Below are 23492 nucleotides of genomic sequence, written 5' to 3' on the forward strand. Positions count from 1 at the left end.
AAATGGAAGTAGATTTATTAATCAAAAATGTAAAAGTATTTAATACTTATATGAAGAAATTCATAAACGAAGATGTAACAGTATTAAATGGAAGAGTTTTTTATATAGGAAAAGATCAGGACAATAAACTACAGCCTAAAGAAATAATTGATGGAAAAGGAAACTATTTAATTCCTGGATTAATAGATATTCATATGCATATAGAAAGTTCCATGACTACTCCATTTCAGTTTTCTCAAGCAGTAATTCCACATGGGGTCACCACTATAGTGGCTGATCCCCATGAAATTGCTAATGTTTTTGGAATTAGAGGAATAAAGGCTTTTATGAATAAAGATGAAGAAATTAAATTAGATATATTTTATGGTATTCCAAGCTCAGTACCTTCCACATCATCTAACCTGGAAACTACAGGAGGGGTTATAAAAGATAGGGAAGTACTTGAGCTTTTAAATTACAATAAAATTCAGTGCCTAGGAGAAGTAATGAATTTTAAGGATTTAATTGAAAATGAAAATTCAACTATAAATAATATCATAAAAATTATTAAGGATAAAAAACCTTATATTCCTTTAGAAGGACATTGTCCTAAAATACAAGATATAGAACTTGCACAATATATTTATAGGGGGATTGATGGAGATCATACGCAACAAACCCCAAAGTCCTTAGAAGAGAAAATAAAAAATGGAATGTTTATTGAAATTCAAGAAAAATCCATGACGCAGGAAAATATGAATTATTTAGTGGAAAATAATTTATATGAACATTTTTGTTTTGTTACTGATGATGTAATGGCAGATAAGTTATTAGATGGACACTTAAATAGATTGTTAAAAAAAGCTATAAGTATGGGAATGAAAGCTGAAGATGCTATATATGCAGCTACATATACTCCAGCTAGACGAATGGGATTTAAAGATAGAGGAGCAATCGCACCAGGAAAAATTGCAGACTTTATTATACTTACAGATTTAAGTAACTTTAAAATATCTAGAGTATATAAAAAAGGTGAAATTGTATATGATGGACATGCAGTATATAAAGAGAAAAAAGGAAGTTTTCCAGAGAGTTTTTATAATAGCATACATCTAAATCTGTTAAATTATCAGGATTTTAAAATAACAGCTCCTATAACACAGGGGGAAATAAAATGTAACATAATGGAAGTTAAAAACAATACTACTTTTACAGAAGAAAAAGAAGATTTTTTACAGGTGGTTGATAAAAAATTAAATTGGGAAAAATCTTCTTATTGTCTTATTGGAGTTTTTGAAAGGTATGGGAAAAATGGAGGAAGAGCCTTTGGACTAGTTGGAGGAGATGTAATAAAACAGGGAGCTATTGCTACAACTTGGGCTCATGACCACCATAACTTGATGGTAATGGGAAGAAATGTAGAAGATATGGTGTTAGCTGCAAATCATATTATAGCAAATCAAGGTGGATACTGTGCTGTACACAATGGAAAAATTTTAGCTTCTATAGGATTACCAATTGGAGGTATTTTGTCAGAAGAAAGAATTGATACATTGGGAGAAAAGCTGAAAAACTTAAGAAGTACAATAGAAAGATTAGGATACAAGCATAATAATGAAATAATGTCTTTTAGTACGTTGTCTCTACCTGTTAGTCCAGATATTAAAATTACAGATAAAGGCATCATAAGAGTTAAAAGTCAACAAATAATTTCTTTATTTTGCGAGTAATATAATGGGGAGATAGATATGAATGGAATTTTAATTAAAAATGTTACTATTATAACTATGAATAAGGATAAAGAAATAATTGAAAATGGAGTTGTAGTATTAAAGGATAAAAAAATAATAGATATAGGGGACGGTTCATTAGAAAATAAATATGAAAGTTTTTTTGTTATAGATGGCAATGAAGGTATTTTGATGCCAGGTATGATTAATTGCCATAGCCATGTGTCCATGATAGCTTTTAGAAGTTTAGGGGATGATGAGCCGGATAGATTAAAAAAGTATATTTTTCCTCTTGAAAAAAGATTAGTGGACAAGGAATTAGTGTATAATGGGGCTAGATATGGGATATGTGAAATGCTTCTTTCAGGAGTAACAACTTTTTGTGATATGTATTATTATGAAGATGAAGTAGCAAGAGCAGCAAATAGATTAGGAATAAGAGCTGTTTTAGGAGAAACAATAGTGGATTTCCCATCACCAGACTCAAAAGAGCCTTACGGAGGAATACAATATTGTAAAGAGTTTATAGAAAAGTGGCATAAAGATGAGTTGATAACTCCAGCAGTAGCGCCACATGCACCTTATACTAATGATGATGCTCATTTAATTAAGGCACATAAACTTTCAAAAAAATATAATGTCCCATTAATAATGCATGTAGCAGAAATGGACTACGAATATAATAAGTATAAGCAAGAGTATAATATGACTCCCGTTCAGTACCTAGATAATCTTAAAATATTAGATAAAAATTTCATTGGAGCACATTTAATTTTAGTAGATGACAATGATTTAGATATATTAGAAAAAAGACATATAGGAGTTTCTCATAATATAGGAGCAAACTCAAAAGGCGCTAAAGGAGTAGCTCCTATTGTAAAGATGTATGACAGGGGAATGAAAGTAGGATTTGGAACTGATGGCCCTATGAGTGGTAATACATTGGATATAATAACGCAAATGCCTTTAGTAGGCAAAATACAAAAACTTTTTAATAAGGACAGAACATTATTACCTGCAAAAGATATTGTGGATATGGCTACAATGGGAGGTGCAAAAGTTCTTAATTTAGAACATGAGATTGGAAGTATTGAGATTGGAAAGAAGGCAGATTTAGTTATTTTAGAAACTGAATCAGTTAATATGCAACCAATATATGACTATTATTCAACTATAGTTTATTCAGCAAATCCAGCTAATGTAGATACTGTAATTGTAGACGGAAAGATTATAGTAAGAAAGAAAAAGATTTTGCATATAGATTTTAAAAACATAAGAAAAAGCTTATTGAGTATGAAGAATAAAATAATATCTACAGTCAAGGAAATTTAGAATTTAGGGACAGTTCTCAATTAATTCAATTCAAAATATATTAAATGTTATAGATAACTATTAATGGATTATTTCATAAGATGTAAAGAGAATATTTTTAAAGGGAGAATTTATATTTTATGATGAATTGTAATTTTTATAATCCTAATGTACCTTATTCTACAATGAAAGATGGTATAAAAAAAGGGGAAATGAGGGTAAAAGGAATAGGTACTATAAAGTTACAACCTAATATAGCTAGTGTAAGTCTAGGAGTCATAACGGAGGATAGAAGTTTAGAAATTGCTCAAAAAGAAAATGCACAAATCTCCACACAAGTTTTGAGTGGATTAATGCATATGGGAATACCTGAAAAAGATATAATGACAGGAAGTTATACTATTGATTCGCAGTATGATTATATTGAAGGAAAACAAATATTTAGAGGATATAAAGTTACCAACACTTTTATTGTAACTATAAGAGATATAGATAAAGTAGGAGCAATAATTGATGAATCAGTTAAAAATGGAGTGAATAGTGTTAACAATATAAAATTTACTGTAGATGATATTTCTATATATTATAATAGAGCATTACAGTTAGCAATAAAGGATACTATTGTAAAATCTAGACAAATTGCCGAAACTTTAAGAATTAAAGTAAATAGAACTCCATCTAATATTGTTGAAGAAGGTTATGATCAAATGGCACCAGAGCCAACTACACTAAAAATGTACGCATCTGTCACTCCAATAATGCCTGGAGAAATTCAAATTATTGCAAGGATAGAATCGGTATTTAATTATAACTTATAAATAGAATGTAAAGTTTGGAATAACTTTAAATATGATATAATAATTACAATAAGAATTATTGATCATTTAAAGAAATATATTTACAAACTATATAGGGTGAAAGATTATGAAAAAAAATAGTATGATAAATAGTTATTTTCCTGCACTTAAACACAAGGATTTTAGATATTTTTGGATAGGCTCAATGGTTTCATTAATTGGTACATGGATTCAAAATACTGGTCAGGCATGGCTTGTGTTAACACTAACTAATTCTTCATTTAAGTTAGGATTAGTTAGTGCTTTACAATTTACTCCAGTTCTTATATTCTCTATATTTGCGGGAGCACTTATAGATAATATATCAAAAAGAAAAATTTTATTATTTACACAAACTTCCTTTATGATTTTAGCATTTATCTTGTCATTTTTAGTATTTACTAATAAGGTTCAATATTGGCATGTATTAGTACTAGCAGTCCTTTTGGGATGCATTAATACACTAGATATGCCTACAAGACAATCTTTTATGATAGAGCTAGTAGGTAAAGAGAATTTATTAAATGCAATAGCTTTAAATTCTTCTGTTTTTAATGGAGCTAGACTCATAGGGCCAGGTATTTCAGGCATTATGATTCATTATTTTGGATTCACATTTTGTTTTTTATTAAATGCATTAAGTTTTATACCATTAATATATGGAATACATAATATGAATGTAAAAGAAAATAATAAAATCGCAAATAATAAAAAAAATATACTAAAAGATGTTAAAGAAGGACTCGTATATATAAGAAAAAATCCAATTATATATAGAACAATTTTGCTTATAGCTATAGTAGGAACTTTTGCTATGAATTATAGTGTTTTAATACCTTTACAGGCGAAAATGGTTTTAAATGAAGGTTCAAAAGAATATGGTTATTTAATGTCAAGCATGGGTGCAGGATCTTTTATTTCAGCAGTATTAGTAGCTGCAAAAAGTAAAAAGGGACCTAAAAAATTATTATTATACTTTAGTGGTACAATTATTTCTTTATTTCTAGTTGGAATAGGATTTACCAAATCTTTTTCAGTAAGTGCATTATTTTTATTTATAATAGGAATATTTAATATTTTATTTACTACTACAGCTAATTCTAGAATACAACTAAATGTTAATGATGAATATAGAGGAAGAGTTATGAGTGTTTATTCTTTAGTATTTACAGGCGTTACACCTATAGGTAGTTTATTTACTGGATATATAAGCAATACGTTTAATGTATCTTTTACATTTATTCTAAGTGGAATTATTACTACAATACTTGTGTGGATACTTTTTATTATTCCTTATAAAAAGATTTCATAAAATTTTATTTTTAATATCTATCTAAAATAATTTATAATAAATGAGAACTATTAATTTATGCATTTTATTAGTGAGGTGTTAAATTATTATGCTTAAAAATATAACTAAAGAATTTAAACAATTTGCAATTAAAGGAAATGCTATTGATTTAGCAGTTGGTGTAGTTATTGGTGGGGCATTTGGTAAAATAGTTTCATCTCTAGTTAATGATATTATTATGCCTTTTGTTGGAGTATTAATTGGTGGAGTTGATTTTACTAATTTAGCATGGAATGTAACTTCTATAAAAGGAAAATTAATTTCTATAAGATATGGACAATTTATCCAGTCTATAGTAGATTTTGCTATTATATCTTTTTCTATTTTTATTTTTGTTAAAGGTATAAATTCTTTTAAAAAGAAGGAAGAAGAAAAAATAGAGCCTCCTTCAAAAACTAATGAGGAATTGTTACTAGAGGAAATAAGAGATATTTTAAGAGCTAAAATGGATTAATACCGGATTAAACTGGTATTAATTTTTTTACTTTTACCACTCAATTTATGTTAATATTAGTTATAGTTATTTTGAAAGGAATGGTTACATGAGTAAGATATTAGTGCTAGCTGAAAAACCTTCTGTAGGAAGAGATTTAGCTAGAGTTTTAAATTGTAATAAAAAGAATAATGGATATTTAGAAGGAGAGAAATATATAGTAACTTGGGCACTAGGACATTTGATTACACTAGCTGATCCAGAAGCTTATGATGAAAGATACAAGGCTTGGAGAATTGAAGATTTACCTATGTTACCTTCTAAGTTAAAGCTTGTTGTTATAAAACAAAGTGGTAAACAATTTAATGTAGTTAAAGCACAAATGAATAGAAAAGATGTTAATGAAATTGTAATTGCTACAGATGCTGGACGTGAGGGGGAACTGGTAGCTAGATGGATAATAGAGAAAGCACATGTAAATAAAAAAATAAAGCGTTTGTGGATTTCTTCTGTTACAGATAAAGCTATAAGGGAAGGTTTCAATAAATTAAAAGATGGTAGAGATTATGAAAATCTTTATTCATCTGCTGTGGCCCGTGCTGAAGCAGACTGGGTTGTGGGAATTAATGCTACTCGAGCGTTAACTTGCAAATATAATGCTCAACTTTCCTGTGGAAGAGTTCAAACTCCGACTCTTGCTATAATTGCTAAAAGAGAAGAGGAGATTAAAAACTTTAAGTCTAAAGATTTTTATGGTATTACTGCTGTGACTAAAGGATTAAAGTTAACTTGGCAAGATAGTAAAACTAAGGATATTAGAGTTTTTGATAAAAGTAAATGTGATAAAATATTGCAATCGTTAAAAAGTAAAGATGCTGAAGTAATGGAAATTGATAAGACTTATAAAAAAAGATTTTCACCTGGGTTATATGATTTAACGGAGCTTCAAAGGGATGCTAATAAAATTTTTGCCTATTCAGCAAAAGAAACTCTTTCTATTATGCAAAGACTTTATGAAAATCATAAGATATTAACTTATCCCAGAACAGACTCAAGATATATTTCTACAGACATAGTTGATACATTAAAAGACAGAGTTAAAGCATGTGGAGTAGGCCCTTATTCAAAGGTGGCTTTTAAGGTTTTAAAGACCTCAATAAAGGGGAATAAGTCTTTTGTGGATAATAGCAAAGTTTCAGATCACCATGCTATTATACCAACAGAACAGTCTGTTTCATTAAGTTCATTAAGTGATAAGGAAAGAAAAATATATGATTTAGTAGTTAAAAGATTTTTAGCTGTTCTATATCCACCTTTTGAGTATGAACAAACCACAATAAAAGCTAAAATTGGAGAGCAAATGTTTATTGCAAAGGGAAAAATGGTTATTTCTCAAGGATGGAAAGAAGTTTATGAAAATAACTTTGAAGAAGATGCTTTAAAAGAAGAAGTTTCAGAGCAAATATTGCCTAATATAAATAAGGGGGATATTTTAAAGATATCTACTATTTCTCAAACTAAAGGAGAGACTAAACCACCAGCTCCATTTAATGAAGCAACATTACTTTCAGCAATGGAAAATCCAGTAAAATATATGCAAGGAGAAAGTGAGTCTTTAAAAAGAACTATTGGTGAAACAGGAGGTCTTGGAACTGTTGCTACAAGAGCTGATATTATAGAAAAATTGTTTAATACTTTCTTAATTGAAAAAAGGGGAAAGGATATTTTTGTAACCTCAAAAGGCAAACAGCTTTTAGAATTAGTTCCAGATGATTTAAAATCCCCTACATTAACTGCAGAATGGGAACAAAAATTATCTTCTATTTCAAAAGGATCTCTTAATAAAAATGTTTTTATTAATGAAATGAAGAATTATGCAAAAATAGTTGTTAATGATATAAAAAATAGTAAAGAAAAATTTAAACATGACAATCTTACAAGAAATAAGTGTCCTGAATGTGGCAAATACATGTTGGAAGTTAATGGTAAGCATGGGAAAATGCTCATTTGCCAAGATAGAGAATGTGGTTATAGAAAAGCTGTTACTAAAATAACTAATGCTAGGTGCCCAAACTGTCATAAAAAATTAGAGCTTCGTGGCGAAGGTGAAGGAAAAATATTTGTATGTAGTTGCGGATACAAGGAAAAACTTTCAGCTTTTAATGAAAGAAAGAAAAATGATATCAGTAAAGTTACAAAAAGAGATGTAGCAAAATATTTAAAAGATCAGAAAAAGGCAAATGAAGAGCCAATAAATTCTGCTTTAGCGGAAGCACTTGCAAAACTTAAGTTCTAAAAAGTTATTAAAGGGAAATTATAAAAGGTGGCTTAAATGGAGGAATTTAAATCTATTAGTTTAAAGTTTGCAGCAGTTGGAATACTACCTAAATTTTTATTAACTATAGCTTTATTAATAGTTCTTTATTGGATAAATAAAATTATAGTTAACTATATTGATAATATAAATTGGAGTTCTAAAAGAACAATAAAATTTAAAAAAATATTTTCTACTTTTATAAAGGTAATATTTTTAATAGTAGTAACTCCTATATGGGTATATGAATCAAAAGATATTTTAACATTTATAGGTCTTTTTTCAGCAGGTATGGCTTTTGCATTTAAAGATTTAGTATCTAGTTTTTTAGGATGGTTAATAATTAATTCTCATAAACCTTTTGTAGTTGGAGATAGAATTAAAGTTGGAGAGAGTATAGGAGATGTATTGGAAATAGATTGGTTCTATACAACTATAATAGAAGTAACTGAAACTAATAAAATATATGGGCAAAGTACAGGAAGACTTGTATATATTCCTAATATAAAATTACTTTCTACAGAAGTGATAAATGAAACAACTTCATTTCCTTATACTTGGAATGAAATGCAACTTGTACTTACTACAAATAGCAATTGGAGAAGAGCTAAAGAAATAATATTAGATGTAGCAGGTAAAGAACTTGGAAATATAGAGGAAGAAGCAAAAGAATCATTAGATATAGCCTCAAAAACCCATCCTATATATTATCAAAATCTTTCACATACGGTTTATACATCAATTGATATTGGAAAGATAATACTTACTTTAAGATTTATATGTGGTTCTAGAAATTTTAGAAATTTGGAACATAATATAATAGAAAGTATTCTTATAGAATTTAGTAAATTTGATGATATAGAAATTAAATAACTATTAATGTTACATTAGAGATAATAAAAAGAGGGACTGTCTCACAATAAAATGCAATATGAGAAGTCCCTTATCTGTTTTATAGCCAAATCTTATTTAGAAACTTAATCATATGGCTATTTTTTATTAAATTCATTCATACACATAGCTAAAAAATATTTATGGAATTCTAGATTGTTAGTAAGCTCTGGATGAAAGGAAGTAGCTAGCATATTTTGTTGTTCAGTAGCTACGATATTTCCATTAAGATTACAAAGTATTTTAACATTATTAGAGACCTCAGTAATAAAAGGAGCTCTTATAAAAACTAGGGGAATAGGATTAGGAGATATATTGTTAATAATCACTTCAGTTTTAAAACTATTTATTTGACTTCCATAGGCATTTCTTTTAACAGTTATATCCATAACTCTAAGATGTCCATCAAATAAGTCAATATGTTTAGCCAATAGAATCATTCCGGCACAGGTCCCCCATACAGGAAGGCCCGATAGAATTTTTTCTCTTAAAGGTTCTAACATATTACGCTCTTTTAAAAGCTTTGACATAGTAGTACTCTCTCCACCTGGAAGAATAATTCCTTGTATATTTTCTAAATCTTTAACAGTTTTTACTTCTACACCTTCATGATTCAATGACTTTATATGATTAATATGCTCTATTACTCCACCCTGTAATGACAAAACACCTATTCTCAATATTACCAACCTCTTTCTGAATATCTATCTTTAATTTCAGATAGCTCTAAGCTGTTCATTGCTTCTCCAAGGTTTTCTGAAACTTCTGCAACAACTTTTGGATCATTGTAATAAGTAGTAGCTAAAACTATTGCTCGTGCTCTTACTTCAGGATTTTCTGATTTGAATATTCCAGAACCTACAAAAACACCTTCTGATCCAAGTTGCATCATAAGAGCTGCATCTGCTGGAGTTGCTATTCCACCTGCTGCAAAATTCACAACAGGAAGTTTCCCATTTTCCCATACATACTCAACTAAATTAATAGGAGCAGCTATTTCTTTAGCTATGGTCATAAGTTCTTCTTTAGGAGCATTTTTAATTTTCCTAATTTCATCCATCATACATCTCATATGTTTTACAGCTTCAACTACATTTCCGGTACCAGCTTCTCCTTTCGTTCTTATCATAGAAGCGCCTTCACCTATTCTTCTTAAAGCTTCTCCAAGATTTCTTGCACCGCAAACAAATGGCACTTCAAAGTTTAATTTACTTATATGATAGGAATCATCAGCAGGAGTTAAAACTTCACTTTCATCTATAAAATCTACACCTATTTCTTGTAGTATTTGTGCTTCAACAAAATGACCTATTCTTACTTTAGCCATTACAGGAATGGATACAGCTTTTTTTATTTCCTTAATCATTGCAGGGTCAGACATTCTAGCAACTCCGCCTTCTTTACGAATGTCTGCAGGAACTCTTTCAAGAGCCATTACAGCACAAGCACCAGCTTTTTCAGCAATTTCAGCTTGTTTAGCATTTACAACATCCATGATGACTCCGCCTTTTAACATTTGAGCTAAATTTTTGTTTAATTCATATCTTTCCATAAAAAAACCCCCTTGGTTTAAATTCATTAATCTAATTATAATAAAGTATTGATAAATATAAAAATGTACCCATACATTTTGTTTGAAGAATACTATTATTTATTCAAAAGATTTATTTTTAAACATATACATATTAAGAAGAAATAAATTGAAAGGAGAAATAAATTGAGAATTTATAATAATTATAAATTTGATCTTCAAATCATGAGAGAAATAATTTGGAGAAGTCATTATTATAGAAAAATCATGAATTATATTCAGTGTCCTATTCAAAAGACATATTATAAAAATCTATTATTTGCAGATATAGGGGTTACTTTGAAAACTGTAAGTAAAATTTACAATAACATAGAGATAAAAAATAAAATCAATGAGTATAGACAAACTAAAGAATTTACATTAGAAGAACTGTCAAAGTATGATGGAGCTGTTGGAAATCCTGCTTATGTAGCTATAAATGGAGTAGTTTATGATGTGAGTTATGAAGCTGCTTGGGGAGGGGGAAGTCATTTTGGTCTTCTTGCGGGAAATGACTTAACAGCTCAATTTAATGGATGTCATGGAAATATAGATATACTAAAAAACTTGCTGAAAGTAGGCATTATAAAATAAGTATAGAAATTCTAGGGAGGAATTATATTGATAGAAGGAAATATGTGTCCTTTTATTTCCAAAAAAGAATCTACAGCTAAAATTATTTCAGAAGAGGTTATAAAATTAATAGAAAGAGAAAAGATTAAAAAAATTAATGCTATGTGGATAGAAGTAACAGGATGCTCGGGAAATATTATATCTTTTCTAAACGGAGAAAATCCAGGGTTAATATATATATTAAAGAATTTAGTCAACTTAACTTACAATAATAGTATCATGAGTCAGGAAGGACAGGGAGCATTTTACCAATTTTTAGATACACTAAATACGGAATTTATATTGTTGGTAGATGGAGCAGTATCTACCAAAGACAATGGACTATATAATATTATAGCTAAGTATAATGGAAAAAACATTACTGCTTTAGAAGGAATAAAAATGGCAGGAGAAAAAGCAAAACATGTATTATGTGTAGGAACTTGTGCATCATATGGTGGAATTTCAGCAGCAAAACCTAATCCTTCAGGAAGTAAAAGTGTAAAGGAAGTATTAAATAGGGAAGTAATAAGACTGCCAGGATGTCCTTGTCATCCTGATTGGGTAGTAGGCACATTAGCTCATTTAGTTGGATATGGACTACCAGAGTTGGATAGCCAAAGTAGACCTACTATGTTTTATGGAGCAACTATTCATGATACATGTACGAGAAGAGGATATTTTGATAAAAAAATCTTTGCAAAGAAATTAGGGGATAAAGAATGTATGTTTAAATTGGGGTGTAGAGGACCTGTTACAAGAACAGATTGCCCTATAAGAAAGTGGAATGGATATGTAAATTGGCCTATAGGTGATAATACTCCATGCATTGGATGTGCACAAGCATATTTTCCTGATGGAATGGAGCCTTTTATTAGATATTAATAAAAATGGAGGATTATATGAGTAAGAAAATTACAATTGATCCAGTTACCAGAATAAGTGGATTTTTGGAAATAAATGCTAATTTGGAAGGGAATTTAGTTACGGATGCTACCACTAGTGGATTATTATTTAGGGGATTTGAAAAAATGCTTAAAGGAAGATCTCCTTTAGATGCTATATATTTTACAGAAAGAATATGTGGAATTTGTTCTACTGCTCATGCCATGTCCTCAAGTTTAGCTTTAGAAGATGCTTTGAAGGTATTTCCAGATAAAAATGATAGATATATTAGAGATATATTGCATGGCTTCGAATTTCTTCAAAATCACATAAGACACTTTTATTTATTTGTAATTCCAAGTTATGTGAAATTACCGGATATAAAACCTATATATCCACAGGAATATAAAGATTTTAGGATACCTAGCAATTTAAACGAAAGAATAAGTAAAAATTATATAAAAGCTGTGGAGGTTAGTAGATTAGCTCATGAAGGTTTAGCAGTTTTAGGTGGTAAAGCACCTCATAATCATGGAATATTTGTAGGAGGAGTTACAGTAAACATAGATTCCTATAAGTTAGAAAAGATAAAGTCAATTATTGCATCTATTAATGATTTTGTTAATAGTTGTATGCTAGAGGATGCATACATTATCGCTAAATATTATCCAGATTATTTCTATAAGGGAGTAACTTACAATAACTTTATGAGTTATGGAGTTTTTTATGATTATGAGGATAAAAATTTGGACTATGTAACGCCAGGAGTAAGTGTTGATGGTAAGCTTTATCCTTTAGAGCCAGATAAAATAACAGAAAATATAAGATATGCTTGGTATGTAAGCGATAAGAATGTAGAAAAACCCCAAGAAGAGGTTAGTCACAATGATATTGAATTAGTAGATTTGTCTAAACAAGGAGCATATACTTTCGTTAAAGCACCTAGGTATGGAGGAATACCTATGCAAGTAGGACCCTTAGCAAGACTCATTATAAATGGAGAATACAAAGGAGGAAATGGCACAATGGATAGGATAATTGCTAGGGCAATAGAAACAAAGAGAATTGGAGAAATTTTATTAGCATTAGCAGAAAAAGTTGAAATCAGAAGAGCTAATCAAAGAGTTTATGAAATACCAGATGATGCTTATGGTGTAGGATTAGTAGATACTACAAGAGGAGCTTTAGGACATTGGTTATCCATAGAGAATAAAGTAATTAAAAACTATGATATTATAACTCCTACTGTATGGAATTTATCACCTAAGGATGAAAAAGGTTTTTATGGAGTGACAGAAAAGGCTTTGATAGGAACGAAAATAGGAAATATAAAAGAACCTATAGAACTAGGAAGGATAGCAAGAGCATTTGATCCATGTGTATCTTGTGCTACTCATGTAATATCAAATGGATATAATATTATGGATGTTAGGGTGGTTTAATATGGGGTAAAGATTATAGCTATAGGAAACATGCTAATGGGAGACGATGGAGTGGGAATTAGTGTGGGGAAAAATATAAAAGATAAATTAAAAGGTAAAAACATAGAAGTAATTATAGGAGAGACAGATTTTGAATATTGTATCTCTAAAATAAAAGATGATGACTTTATATTTATAATAGATTCTATTATAAGTGAAAAAGAATGTGGAAGCATCACTGTTATTCCAATGAAAGATTATATATATAATGAAAATTTATATTCACAACATGGTTGCAATATACTTACAGCTCTTAATTTATATAACAAAAATATAGAAGGTTATATTATAGCTATTGAAATAGAAGAAATAAAATTTCATTTCGGTATTACCAAGTCTTTAGAAGATAAACTAGGATATATTTCAAATGACATAGTAAAAATAATAGAAAAAATATTAAAGTTTAGAGTACTTTAAATATATAAGACATATATATAATTATAATATTTTGGTAATTTATAGGAAAATTATCTAAAGTATATTATCCGGGGGATCAAATAGTATTAAGAGTGGTTTGGCAAAAATTAGTTAACAAACCGCTTTTATTTTTTAAGTAAATTCTGTATTATAGATAATGAGATGTTATAAAACTGTAGATAAAATATTAAAAGGATTGATTTTCATGGATAAAGTTATTATGCATGTGGATATGGATGCATTTTTTGCCTCTGTAGAACAAATGGATAATCCAAGTCTTAAGGGTAAGCCAGTAATAGTAGGTGGAACAGGGGAGAGAGGAGTGGTAGCTACTGCATCTTATGAAGCAAGAAAATATGGTGTTCATTCGGCTATGCCAATGTTTATGGGAAAGAAAAAATGCCCATTTGGTATATATTTACCAACAAGACATGATAGATACAAAGAGGTTTCAAAAGAAGTATTTAAAATACTTTACTCAATAACTGATTTAATAGAACCTTTATCCATAGATGAGGCTTATTTAGATATAACAGGAGCACCTATGAAACCTATAGATGCAGCTTTGCATATAAAGAGGACAGTACGAAAAGAAATGGGTCTTACTATTTCTGTTGGAATTTCTTATAATAAATTTTTAGCTAAGCTTGCTTCAGATTGGAATAAGCCTGATGGAATAAAAATTATAACTAAAGATGAAATACCAGATATACTTATGCCTTTACCTATAAAAAAAGTTTATGGAATAGGGAAAAAATCTGTCCATAGATTACATAACATAGGTATTTTTACAATAGAAGATATGTATAAATTATCAAAAGAGTTCTGTGTTGATTATTTTGGAAAATTTGGAATAGATATATATGAGAGAATTAGGGGAATAGATAATAGAGAAGTAGAAGTTTTAAGAGAAAGAAAGTCTATAGGAAAAGAAATTACATTAAAAAAAGATATGAATGATAAAGAGGAAATGAAAAGATATTTGCAACACTTTTCACAAAGAGTTTCATCTATATTAAAAAGCAAAAATTTATGGGGTAAAACAGTAACTATAAAAATAAAAACTTCTCAATTTATAAATCATACCAAAAGTAAAACAATAAATAATTATATAAATGATGAAAAGACTATATATAGTATAGCATGTGTAATATTAGATGAAATGAAGATAGAGGATAGCATAAGACTTATAGGATTAACAGTATCCAACTTAACAGAAAATAAAATAGAACAACTTAAATTTGATTATTAGTTATTATATATCATATAATAATTATAATGTACCCTTATTTAAGATAGTGGATTTTATTGTAACTATTATATAAAAGGGGTATGGGCGGGAGAGGGATAGAGAAAAAAGGAAGAGAGAAGATTTGAAAGGAAAATTTAATAATCTATTCAGATTAAAAGAACACAATACTACAGTGAAAGGAGAAATAGTAGCAGGTCTAACGTCATTTTTCGCTATAGTATATATTATTGCAGTGAACTCCAGTATATTGTCAGATGCAGGATTACCAATAGAAGGAGCAGTTATTGCCACAATATTATCTTCTTTTGTTGGATGCTTAATTATAGCTTTTATGGCAAATGTACCAGTTACTATTGTACCTGGTATGGGGGTAAATGCATTATTTTCATATACTATTGCAGGGGTAATGGGACTTTCATGGAAGGAAGCATTAGCAGCGGTATTTATATCAGGAATTGTATTTTTTATAGTTGCTTTTACAAAATTAGCTACCATGTTGACAGAATCTATTCCAACCTCTTTAAAGGAATCTATAACTGTAGGAATTGGTCTTCTAATTACGTTTATTGGATTACAGAAAAGTGGTATTATAATTGATAGCCAGAGAACTTTTGTAGCCTTAGGACATTTAAGTAATCCAGAAGTATATGTAACTTTTATCAACTTAGTTCTTACATTGACCTTATTTATAATGAACGTACCAGGAAATTTTCTTATTGGCATGATAGGAGGAACATTTATTGCTTATTTTTTTGGACTTGTGGATATGTCTGAGCTTACATTTTCAGGTTTTTCTGTAGAAGGTTACAAGCAAGTCTTTTTTAGTATGGATTTTAGTAATATTGCTTCATTATCCTTTTGGATTGCAGTATTTTCATTAACTTTAGTACTTGTTTTTGAAAATTTAGGATTGCTTCATGCTCACGTCAACGTTATGTTAAAACAACCACATAAATATAGGACTTCATTTAAGGCTTGTGCAATATCTGCTATTACTTGCGGAATACTTGGAACAAGTCCTACAGTAGCAACAATTGAAAGTGCAGCGGGAATAGCAGATGGAGGGAAAACTGGATTAACATCTGTTATAACGGGAAGTTTATTTTTAATAGCATTATTTTTTCTTCCATTTATAAAGATAATACCTAATAGTGCTATTTCACCAATATTAATTATAATTGGTGGATTAATGATGAAAAATACATTAAATATAGATTTACATGATTTCACAGAAGGATTTCCAGCTTTTTTAACTATAGTTATGATACCACTTACATTTAGTATTGTAGACGGTATGGCTTTTGGATTCATTGCTTATCCAATTGTTAAAATAGCTAATAAAAAAGCTAGAGAAGTTTCTATTCCTATGTATGTAATTTCAGTTACATTTTTCATTAACTTTATATTACATGCAGTTTCATAATTAAAAAACATTAAATATGAACTAATAAAGACTAAATATGAAGAATTTTACTCCATATTTAGTCTTTATTAGTTTAGTAAATTACTTTGTAATTTTATCTAGAATTAATACTTATGCTTCCATTATCATTATATATTTTTATAGGAATATTATTGTTACCAATTATTTTATCAATAGATTCCTTTTCGTTATTTTCAGATTTATTTATAGGTAAATCTAAGTCACTACTTATTTTACCAAATTTAGTATCTAGTATAAAATGACCAGTTTGTTCTTTAGGAAGTGATAAATTAACATTTCCGTATTTACTAGTTAAAGTTATATCTTTATTTACAGTTTTTGAACTTTCAAGTTTTGTGTCACCATTATTATTGGCTATATCTATTTTTCCAGATATATTAGATGCATCTATGAGACCAAAAGAATTTTTTCCATTAAGAGATCCGTTGACTTTAACTACTTCTAAGTCTCCATTTTTTGATTGAGTAGTTACATTTCCGCTTATATTGTTTATAGAAGTTTTTCCAAAAGAATTTTTCACATCTAAAGATCCAGTAATATTAACTACTTCTAAATCTCCATTTTTCGATTGAGCAGTTACATTTCCATTTATATTGTCTATAGAAGTCTTTCCAAAAGAGTTTTCTATAAGTAAATTTCCAGAGATATTTTCTACTAATATAGAACCGTTTTTATTTGTTACTTTAAGTCCTTTAGATAAGTTTTTAACTTCCATATTTCCAAAAGAACTTAATACTTCTGCATATATTTTTTCTGGAAGTTTAATATGAAGATCTAAATTAACACGCATAGAATTACCATTAAAACTATCAGATTTATTATTAGCACTTATTTCAATAGCATTCTTTTCTGATATTTTAACTAAGGATTCTGATAATTTTTTGGCTTTACTTTCATCATTGCTAAATATCTCTGAATTTGCTGTTATCTCTATATTTTTACTTGAAGATTTATCAATAAATATATTTCCTGACTTAGTATTTATAATTGCTTTATTATGATTTTTAGGATCAATGGTATAGTTTTTGCTAAAACTAGATTGATATTTATAATGCCAGCTTTCTGGATTACGAAATTTTATACCGTCTTTAGTGAAATCAATAACATTACTACTAATAAATAAAACACCACATATGGAAAATAATACAAAGAACATAAAAATGCTCGTACCACTTAACTTTAATTTTTCGTTATTTTTTTGAGACATATATCCAGAACATAAAATTTCAATTCCAAGTAATATTAATATAATAGGCCAAAATCTTATCAAATTGCCCAATAGAGACATATCAATTATATTACCAATCATAAACATAATTCCTATAAGAACTAGAGTTAAACCTAGTGTTAGAGAACCTACTTTCCACTGACGCATTATTGAGAGTCCTCCTTTTTACCAGGTAATAATAATTTTCTATTTCCCATAAGAAGCTTAATTCCTATTCCTATAAATATTACAGAAGATATGATTGTTTTTATATAATGTTCTGTTCTCCAACTTAAATCTATGTCAAGAATAGGGAAAATTACATTTCTTAATAAAGCTATTGATCCAATTGCTATAAGAATATAAGCAAAAATTTTATTACCATTTCCATTGAAAGAAATATTAAAATGAACAGTATCTTCTGGTATAATTCCTGAATTTAAAATTTTTCTTACATCAAAAATACTATAGAACCATATTACCGGAAGAAATATTGAAAATAAAGGTATATTAATCCAATCATGTAAAGTCATTAATAGGAAAAATGTAACCATAATTTGTATTCCTTTTTTTTGTAATCCTATATACATATGCCCAGCACCAGGAATTAAAGAAAACAAAAATGCCCAAAACTTTTTATTTTGCATAACAGTCATCTCCTTAAATAAATTTAATTTTCATTTGTATATAATATATAATAAACTTCTTAATTAAAAGTCAAAGATATTATTAATATTTTCTTAATTTCCTTCTAACATTTTTATGGTAATTATTGAAATAAATTTAAAATAATAAATTATTTATATAAAAAACGTTTATATTTGTCATATAAATATGATTTATGTATTAAAATATCATAATATGCTATAATATAGATATTAATGGAATTAAAGTTAACATTATAACATAATTATTACTATGAAATGGAGGCGGGATATAAAGTATGAAATTAGTACTTGTTAATGAAAAAATAATCAATAAGGTTCTTGCTACCCCAATATATGCTCAGGACGGAAGAATATTTTTGAATAAGGGATATGTTTTTACCTCTAGCATTATAGAAAGGATTAAAAATTTTGGAATTAATACTACATATATAGAGGATGAAAATAATGATTTAACTGTAGAACATATTTTAGATATGCCTATTAAGTTAAAAAATATTGGGATTTTAAAAGATGTTTTTGAAAGAGCAAAAAAAGAAAAAAAAATAGAAGAAAAAATTCTATCTTTTATGATAGATGAGATTATTAATAATGTTAATTTATCTGAAAATGCCTTTATGTTTAATGACATTGTAAAAAATAATAATGATATAGAATTATATATACATTCTATAGATGTTTGTATTCTATCAGTTATACTTGGTATTAATAGAGGATATAATAAAAAATACCTAAAGAACTTAGCAATGGCAGCTCTTCTTCATGATATAGGAAAGATGTTTTCACAAGGAGATGACCATGTAAAAGAGGGATATAAGTTTATTAAAGGAACAAATAGTTTTCCACCTACTGTATATATGACAATATATCAACATCATGAAAATGAAGATGGTAGTGGATATCCAGAAGGAATAGATAGAGAAAAAATATATGAACTATCAAAGGTTGTACATATATGTGATTACTATGTAAACCTTATAAATGATATAAATAAAAATTTAATAAATGAAACTATGGAAAAAATAACGGCTCAAGCAAGTTCAAAGTTTAGTGAGGATGTATATAAGGATTTTATAAAGTCGATTTATTGTTATCCTAATGGATTACCTATAAAATTGAATAATGGACTAGATGGAACAGTAGTTATGCAAAATAAGAACTATCCGTTAAGACCTATTATAGGAGTTTTCGTAAATAATGAACCTAGACTGATAAATTTAATGGACCATCTAACCTTATTTATAGATAAAATAATATTATAAACAAGTTTAATATGATTTGGATAAAAAGAAATATTAGAAACATAATAAAAATATTATAATTGGTATCTCAAGTTACAGAATTTTAAGTATTAAGATACTATACTATAATTGTAGAAATTAATTAAGGAGGTATATTTTATGAATAAACATCTTATTAAAAATATAGATTTCGCAAAGGTTTTAGATATGGAATCATTAGTTGATTATCAAGAAGGCAAAGTGATAAGTAGAACTTTATCTCAAGGTAAGGCTTCTAGTATAACATTATTTGCCTTTGATAAAGGAGAAGAAATAAGTTCTCATTCATCTGGAGGAGATGCTATGGTTTATGTACTACATGGAGAGACAGAAATCACAGTAGGAGAAGAAAAGTTTAATGTTAAACAAGGAGAAACCATAGTAATGCCAGCAGGAATTCCTCATGCATTATATGCAAAGGAACAATTTAAAATGCTTTTAATAGTTATATTTTCTCAGGATTAATTATAGTTAGAAAAATTAACTCAAAACAGTCTTATATTATGAGACTGTTTTATTTTTTTATAAAATCTTTATAATTATGTTTTATTATTAAAAGATAGCATAATTTTTTACACAGATTTAAAAGGAAATAAATTAATTATATAATATATATAATAATTAATTTAAAAAATTAGAGAGGCATAAATTATGAAAGAAAAAATACTTGTAGTAGATGATGAAGAGGAAATAGTTTCTTTTATAAAGGACTATCTTCTTTTAAATGAATATGAGGTTATAACAGCCTTTAATGGAGAAGAAGCTATAAGAAAAATAGAGTTAAATCCAGACTTAATTTTATTGGATATAATGATGCCAGGAATAGATGGATTTAACGTTTGTAAAGAAATAAGAGATAAAATAAATTGTCCTATTATTTTTTTAACAGCAAAGAATTTAGAAGATGATAAGATAAAAGGGTTACTAATAGGTGGTGATGATTACATAGTAAAACCTTTTAGCCTAAAAGAATTAAAAGCAAGAATAATAAGTCACATAAGAAGAGATAAAAGATTAAATGATTTTAAAAATAATAATAAAACAAAGTTTGGTGACCTTTATATAGATATAAAAGGAAGACAAGTATATTATAAGGATGAGACAATTCCTATGACAAAAAGGGAATTTGATATAATTGAATTTTTATCATTAAATTCAGGACAAGTTTTTTCAAGGGAATATATATATGAGAAAATATGGGGATATGATGGAGAAGGAGATACTTCTACTATAACAGAGCATGTTAAAAAGATTAGAGCTAAATTTAGTAATATTTCAAAGGAATTAGATTATATCAAAACCGTATGGGGAATAGGATATAAGTGGGAGAAATAAAATGATAGAAAAACTTTCTTTAAAAAAGCAATTTATAATTTCTTTTATAGCTATAATAATTACAAGTATGTTATTAAGTTTTATGACTTATACAGTAGAACTTTTTCTTATATCAAAAAATGTAATATATCCAAGTAACTATTATGAAAAACAAATACCAGACATAGAAAAAAAAATAAATGAGAAAGGAATTGATATTTTAAATAAAAATTCCAGGAAATATATAGAAAGCATTGTCCCTCTACAGGGAATAGAATATATAGTTTTAGATAATAGAAAATACATTATATATAATACATATGAAAAAGATTTAAGAAAATATATTAAAAATAATAATAGGCCATTTGCTATACCCATTGGATTTCAGAAAGGTGCTAGATTTATTCCTATAAAAGAAAAAGAACAGATAAAAGGTTGGATTATACTTACTTATAATTTAAAGCCTTCTGTTGAAAACCAATTTTTTAATAGGTTTGTTCAGTATATGGACGTAATTATAATTATGATGCCATTTCTTTATATTTGTATAACTACCTATATATTTAGTAAAAAGCTTCATAAAAGAATAATAACTCCTTTAAATGAGCTAAAGGCAGCTTCACATAAAGTTAAGAATGGAGATTTAGATTTTTCTATAAATTATTCTAATTCAAATGAATTAGGAGAGCTTTGTGAAAGCTTTGAAGAAATGAGAAAAGAACTTAAAAATTCCTTGGATGCAAAATGGCAAATGGAAAGAGAAAGAAAAGAGAGTACATCTGCTATTGCCCATGATTTAAAAACGCCTTTGACTATAATAAATGGACATGTAGAACTTCTTTTAGAAAATGAAAATTTTAGTAAAGATTTTATAAAAAAGTATTTACAGGTTATAAAAGATAACACAGATAGAGCTAATAAACTTATAGAAAAGATTAATACATTAGCTAAAGTAGACTCAGTACAATTTAATTTAAATTATGAAAAAGTGAATTTAAAAAAGTATATAAATACAAAATACAATGAATATAAACTCTTATGTAATAATAAGAAAATAAAACTTAATTTAAATATTGAGGACAGAAGGGAAAAAGAAAAAAATTTTAATATAGACATTTGTGTTCTTTCAGAAATACTGGATAATATAGTTGTAAATAGTATAAGGTTTACAGATAACAATGGAGAAATATATTTAGATTTGGTTATTGATGAGAATAAAATAAATTTCAAGATAGAAGATACAGGTAAAGGTTTTTCTAAAGAAGATATAAAAAATTTATTTAAAATTTTCTATCAAGGGGATAAATCAAGATCTAAAGAAAAGGGACATTCGGGATTGGGACTTCATATATGTGAAAAGTTAGTTAAAAAGCATGGAGGAGAAATAAAAGCATATAATAGTGAAAAGGGAGCGGTAGTAGAGTTTTATATTGATAAATTCTTAGATTAAGAGCTTTAAGAAGGGTATCCTTCTTAAAGCTCTTAATTTTTAAAAAAGTCTAGTTGAGTTTTACTATCTATAAGTTGTAAATTATATTCTCTTATAATTTGGGTAAGAAGATCTGCATACATGTTTTTACCATTTTCATCTTGTTTTGTACTGTAACCTGCTTTGTCAATTGACGTAGCCTGAGTTATATAGTTAACAGCGTTGAATACACCATGTTCTTTATATCTTTTGTTGTTTTTAAGAAATTGTGCATAATCATCTAAAGAGTCTTTTTTAGATGCATAGGCTCTAAAAGTAGCTATTATAGTATCATTATAGTTTTCAGAGGTTTTCATTTTTACAGTTTTACCTTTCCAAGATTTTGTAGATTTTATTCCAAATAAATTATTGTAATCTGAAGAAAGGTCAGATTTTCCCCAGTTAGATTCTAGTATAGCTTGTCCGATAGTTATAGATGGAAGAATACCATAGTTGTTGTATATGTTTATAGCTGAAGGAGTTAATTCATTTATAAAATTTTTTTTATTTTCATCTACATTTACTAAGTATTTATCGTTTAGAAACTCTAAGAATTTATAAACCTTATCTTTTTCTTTATCATCATAAGAAAGATTATTCATAACCTCTTCTAAAGATAATAATTGATATTTGGAATTTTTAAATTTCTTTGTAGAATTATTTATTTCTATAAAATCATTAGCTATTTTTTTTGACTCTTCCATATTTGATTTTGAAAAATCTTTATTTATTCTAATGGCGTCTATGGCAGCTACATATTTCCAATTCACTTGAAGTGTATTTTTACTTACTTCATCAGAAGCTTTGATATAAATTTTCATAGATGATATAGGAAAAACATCTTTTGGAGAGTGAAAAATATCTGAAATTCTAAATATAAGCATTATAAATATGGTGAAAAATACAATTTTAAATAATAATTTTTTTAATTTTTTCATATAATCACTTACCTTATCCTAATTTGATATACTTTTTTATTATAACAAAAATTTATAATAATTTTGTAAAATAAAATATTTTTTAATAAATAACAACTTGAAATAATATTAAAC

Annotated in this window: 22 protein-coding genes; 17 read left to right on the forward strand and 5 right to left on the reverse strand. The window is 27.7% G+C overall.

Annotation, left to right across the window (positions count from 1 at the left end; all coding sequences use genetic code 11):
• Positions 1–2 precede the first annotated feature (2 nt).
• The 7 genes from J2Z24_RS02555 (at position 3) to J2Z24_RS02585 (ending at position 8827) form a co-directional block, all read left to right on the forward strand.
• Positions 3–1709, forward strand: coding sequence for an adenine deaminase (locus tag J2Z24_RS02555; protein WP_035147705.1), 1707 nt, complete (start codon positions 3–5; stop codon positions 1707–1709).
• 18 nt (positions 1710–1727) lie between these two features.
• Positions 1728–3041, forward strand: a complete 1314-nt coding sequence (locus tag J2Z24_RS02560) for an amidohydrolase (RefSeq protein ID WP_035147707.1) — start codon at positions 1728–1730, stop codon at positions 3039–3041.
• A 119-nt stretch (positions 3042–3160) separates the two neighbouring features.
• A complete protein-coding gene (locus tag J2Z24_RS02565; RefSeq protein ID WP_051593225.1) occupies positions 3161–3838 on the forward strand; it encodes an SIMPL domain-containing protein in 678 nt (225 codons plus the stop codon).
• A gap of 106 nt (positions 3839–3944) precedes the next feature.
• Positions 3945–5168: an MFS transporter gene (locus tag J2Z24_RS02570; protein WP_035147709.1), complete on the forward strand. Its 1224-nt coding sequence runs from the start codon at positions 3945–3947 to the stop codon at positions 5166–5168.
• Between the two features lie 88 nt (positions 5169–5256).
• The gene (mscL, locus tag J2Z24_RS02575; protein WP_035147710.1) at positions 5257–5661 is read left to right on the forward strand and encodes a large-conductance mechanosensitive channel protein MscL; all 405 of its coding nucleotides are present in this window, start codon (positions 5257–5259) and stop codon (positions 5659–5661) included.
• Positions 5662–5749: 88 nt separating this feature from the next.
• Complete coding sequence (locus J2Z24_RS02580) at positions 5750–7936, forward strand: DNA topoisomerase III (protein WP_035147711.1); 2187 nt, start codon at positions 5750–5752, stop codon at positions 7934–7936.
• A 36-nt stretch (positions 7937–7972) separates the two neighbouring features.
• The gene (locus J2Z24_RS02585; protein ID WP_035147712.1) at positions 7973–8827 is read left to right on the forward strand and encodes a mechanosensitive ion channel family protein; all 855 of its coding nucleotides are present in this window, start codon (positions 7973–7975) and stop codon (positions 8825–8827) included.
• Between the two features lie 116 nt (positions 8828–8943).
• On the opposite strand, the gene pdxT is transcribed toward J2Z24_RS02585, so the two are convergent.
• Both pdxT and pdxS read right to left on the reverse strand, forming a co-directional pair.
• The gene (gene pdxT / locus J2Z24_RS02590) at positions 8944–9525 is read right to left on the reverse strand and encodes a pyridoxal 5'-phosphate synthase glutaminase subunit PdxT (protein WP_035147714.1); all 582 of its coding nucleotides are present in this window, start codon (positions 9523–9525) and stop codon (positions 8944–8946) included.
• Between the two features lie 2 nt (positions 9526–9527).
• A complete protein-coding gene (gene pdxS / locus J2Z24_RS02595) occupies positions 9528–10397 on the reverse strand; it encodes a pyridoxal 5'-phosphate synthase lyase subunit PdxS (protein ID WP_035147715.1) in 870 nt (289 codons plus the stop codon).
• Between the two features lie 165 nt (positions 10398–10562).
• Between pdxS and J2Z24_RS02600 the strand changes: the two genes are divergently transcribed.
• From J2Z24_RS02600 to J2Z24_RS02625, 6 genes are all read left to right on the forward strand, one after another.
• On the forward strand, positions 10563–11009 hold the full coding sequence (locus J2Z24_RS02600) for a cytochrome b5 domain-containing protein (RefSeq protein ID WP_051593226.1): 447 nt from the start codon (positions 10563–10565) through the stop codon (positions 11007–11009).
• 42 nt (positions 11010–11051) lie between these two features.
• Positions 11052–11912, forward strand: a complete 861-nt coding sequence (locus J2Z24_RS02605) for a hydrogenase small subunit (protein WP_035147927.1) — start codon at positions 11052–11054, stop codon at positions 11910–11912.
• A 17-nt stretch (positions 11913–11929) separates the two neighbouring features.
• Positions 11930–13354 (forward strand): nickel-dependent hydrogenase large subunit, encoded by a 1425-nt coding sequence (locus tag J2Z24_RS02610; protein ID WP_035147716.1) that lies wholly within the window; start codon positions 11930–11932, stop codon positions 13352–13354.
• 21 nt (positions 13355–13375) lie between these two features.
• Positions 13376–13810, forward strand: a complete 435-nt coding sequence (locus J2Z24_RS02615) for a hydrogenase maturation protease (protein ID WP_278320954.1) — start codon at positions 13376–13378, stop codon at positions 13808–13810.
• Between the two features lie 205 nt (positions 13811–14015).
• Positions 14016–15062: a DNA polymerase IV gene (locus J2Z24_RS02620; RefSeq protein ID WP_035147720.1), complete on the forward strand. Its 1047-nt coding sequence runs from the start codon at positions 14016–14018 to the stop codon at positions 15060–15062.
• A gap of 121 nt (positions 15063–15183) precedes the next feature.
• The gene (locus tag J2Z24_RS02625) at positions 15184–16485 is read left to right on the forward strand and encodes an NCS2 family permease (RefSeq protein ID WP_035147722.1); all 1302 of its coding nucleotides are present in this window, start codon (positions 15184–15186) and stop codon (positions 16483–16485) included.
• Positions 16486–16579: 94 nt separating this feature from the next.
• Here J2Z24_RS02625 and J2Z24_RS02630 read toward each other — a convergent pair whose 3' ends face one another.
• Both J2Z24_RS02630 and J2Z24_RS02635 read right to left on the reverse strand, forming a co-directional pair.
• Entirely contained in the window at positions 16580–17881 is a 1302-nt protein-coding gene (locus J2Z24_RS02630; RefSeq protein WP_035147725.1) for a DUF4097 family beta strand repeat-containing protein, read from the reverse strand.
• Positions 17881–18360 carry a hypothetical protein gene (locus J2Z24_RS02635; protein WP_051593228.1) on the reverse strand — a complete coding sequence of 160 codons (480 nt, stop codon included), beginning with the start codon at positions 18358–18360 and terminating at the stop codon, positions 17881–17883. Before J2Z24_RS02635 ends, J2Z24_RS02630 begins: the two co-directional genes overlap by 1 nt.
• Before the next feature lie 296 nt (positions 18361–18656).
• Here J2Z24_RS02635 and J2Z24_RS02640 point away from each other — a divergent pair, with 296 nt between their 5' ends.
• The 4 genes from J2Z24_RS02640 (at position 18657) to J2Z24_RS02655 (ending at position 22422) form a co-directional block, all read left to right on the forward strand.
• Positions 18657–19640: an HD-GYP domain-containing protein gene (locus tag J2Z24_RS02640; RefSeq protein ID WP_035147727.1), complete on the forward strand. Its 984-nt coding sequence runs from the start codon at positions 18657–18659 to the stop codon at positions 19638–19640.
• A gap of 138 nt (positions 19641–19778) precedes the next feature.
• Positions 19779–20123, forward strand: a complete 345-nt coding sequence (locus tag J2Z24_RS02645; protein ID WP_035147728.1) for a cupin domain-containing protein — start codon at positions 19779–19781, stop codon at positions 20121–20123.
• Positions 20124–20309: 186 nt separating this feature from the next.
• Entirely contained in the window at positions 20310–20993 is a 684-nt protein-coding gene (locus tag J2Z24_RS02650) for a response regulator transcription factor (RefSeq protein WP_035147730.1), read from the forward strand.
• Position 20994: 1 nt separating this feature from the next.
• Positions 20995–22422: a HAMP domain-containing sensor histidine kinase gene (locus J2Z24_RS02655; protein ID WP_051593229.1), complete on the forward strand. Its 1428-nt coding sequence runs from the start codon at positions 20995–20997 to the stop codon at positions 22420–22422.
• Positions 22423–22454: 32 nt separating this feature from the next.
• Here J2Z24_RS02655 and J2Z24_RS02660 read toward each other — a convergent pair whose 3' ends face one another.
• Positions 22455–23378: a glucosaminidase domain-containing protein gene (locus J2Z24_RS02660; RefSeq protein ID WP_035147732.1), complete on the reverse strand. Its 924-nt coding sequence runs from the start codon at positions 23376–23378 to the stop codon at positions 22455–22457.
• Between the last annotated feature and the right edge of the window lie 114 nt (positions 23379–23492).

Origin of the sequence: Clostridium tetanomorphum (assembly GCF_017873215.1) — a bacterium.
GTDB lineage: Bacteria > Bacillota > Clostridia > Clostridiales > Clostridiaceae > Clostridium_AO > Clostridium_AO tetanomorphum.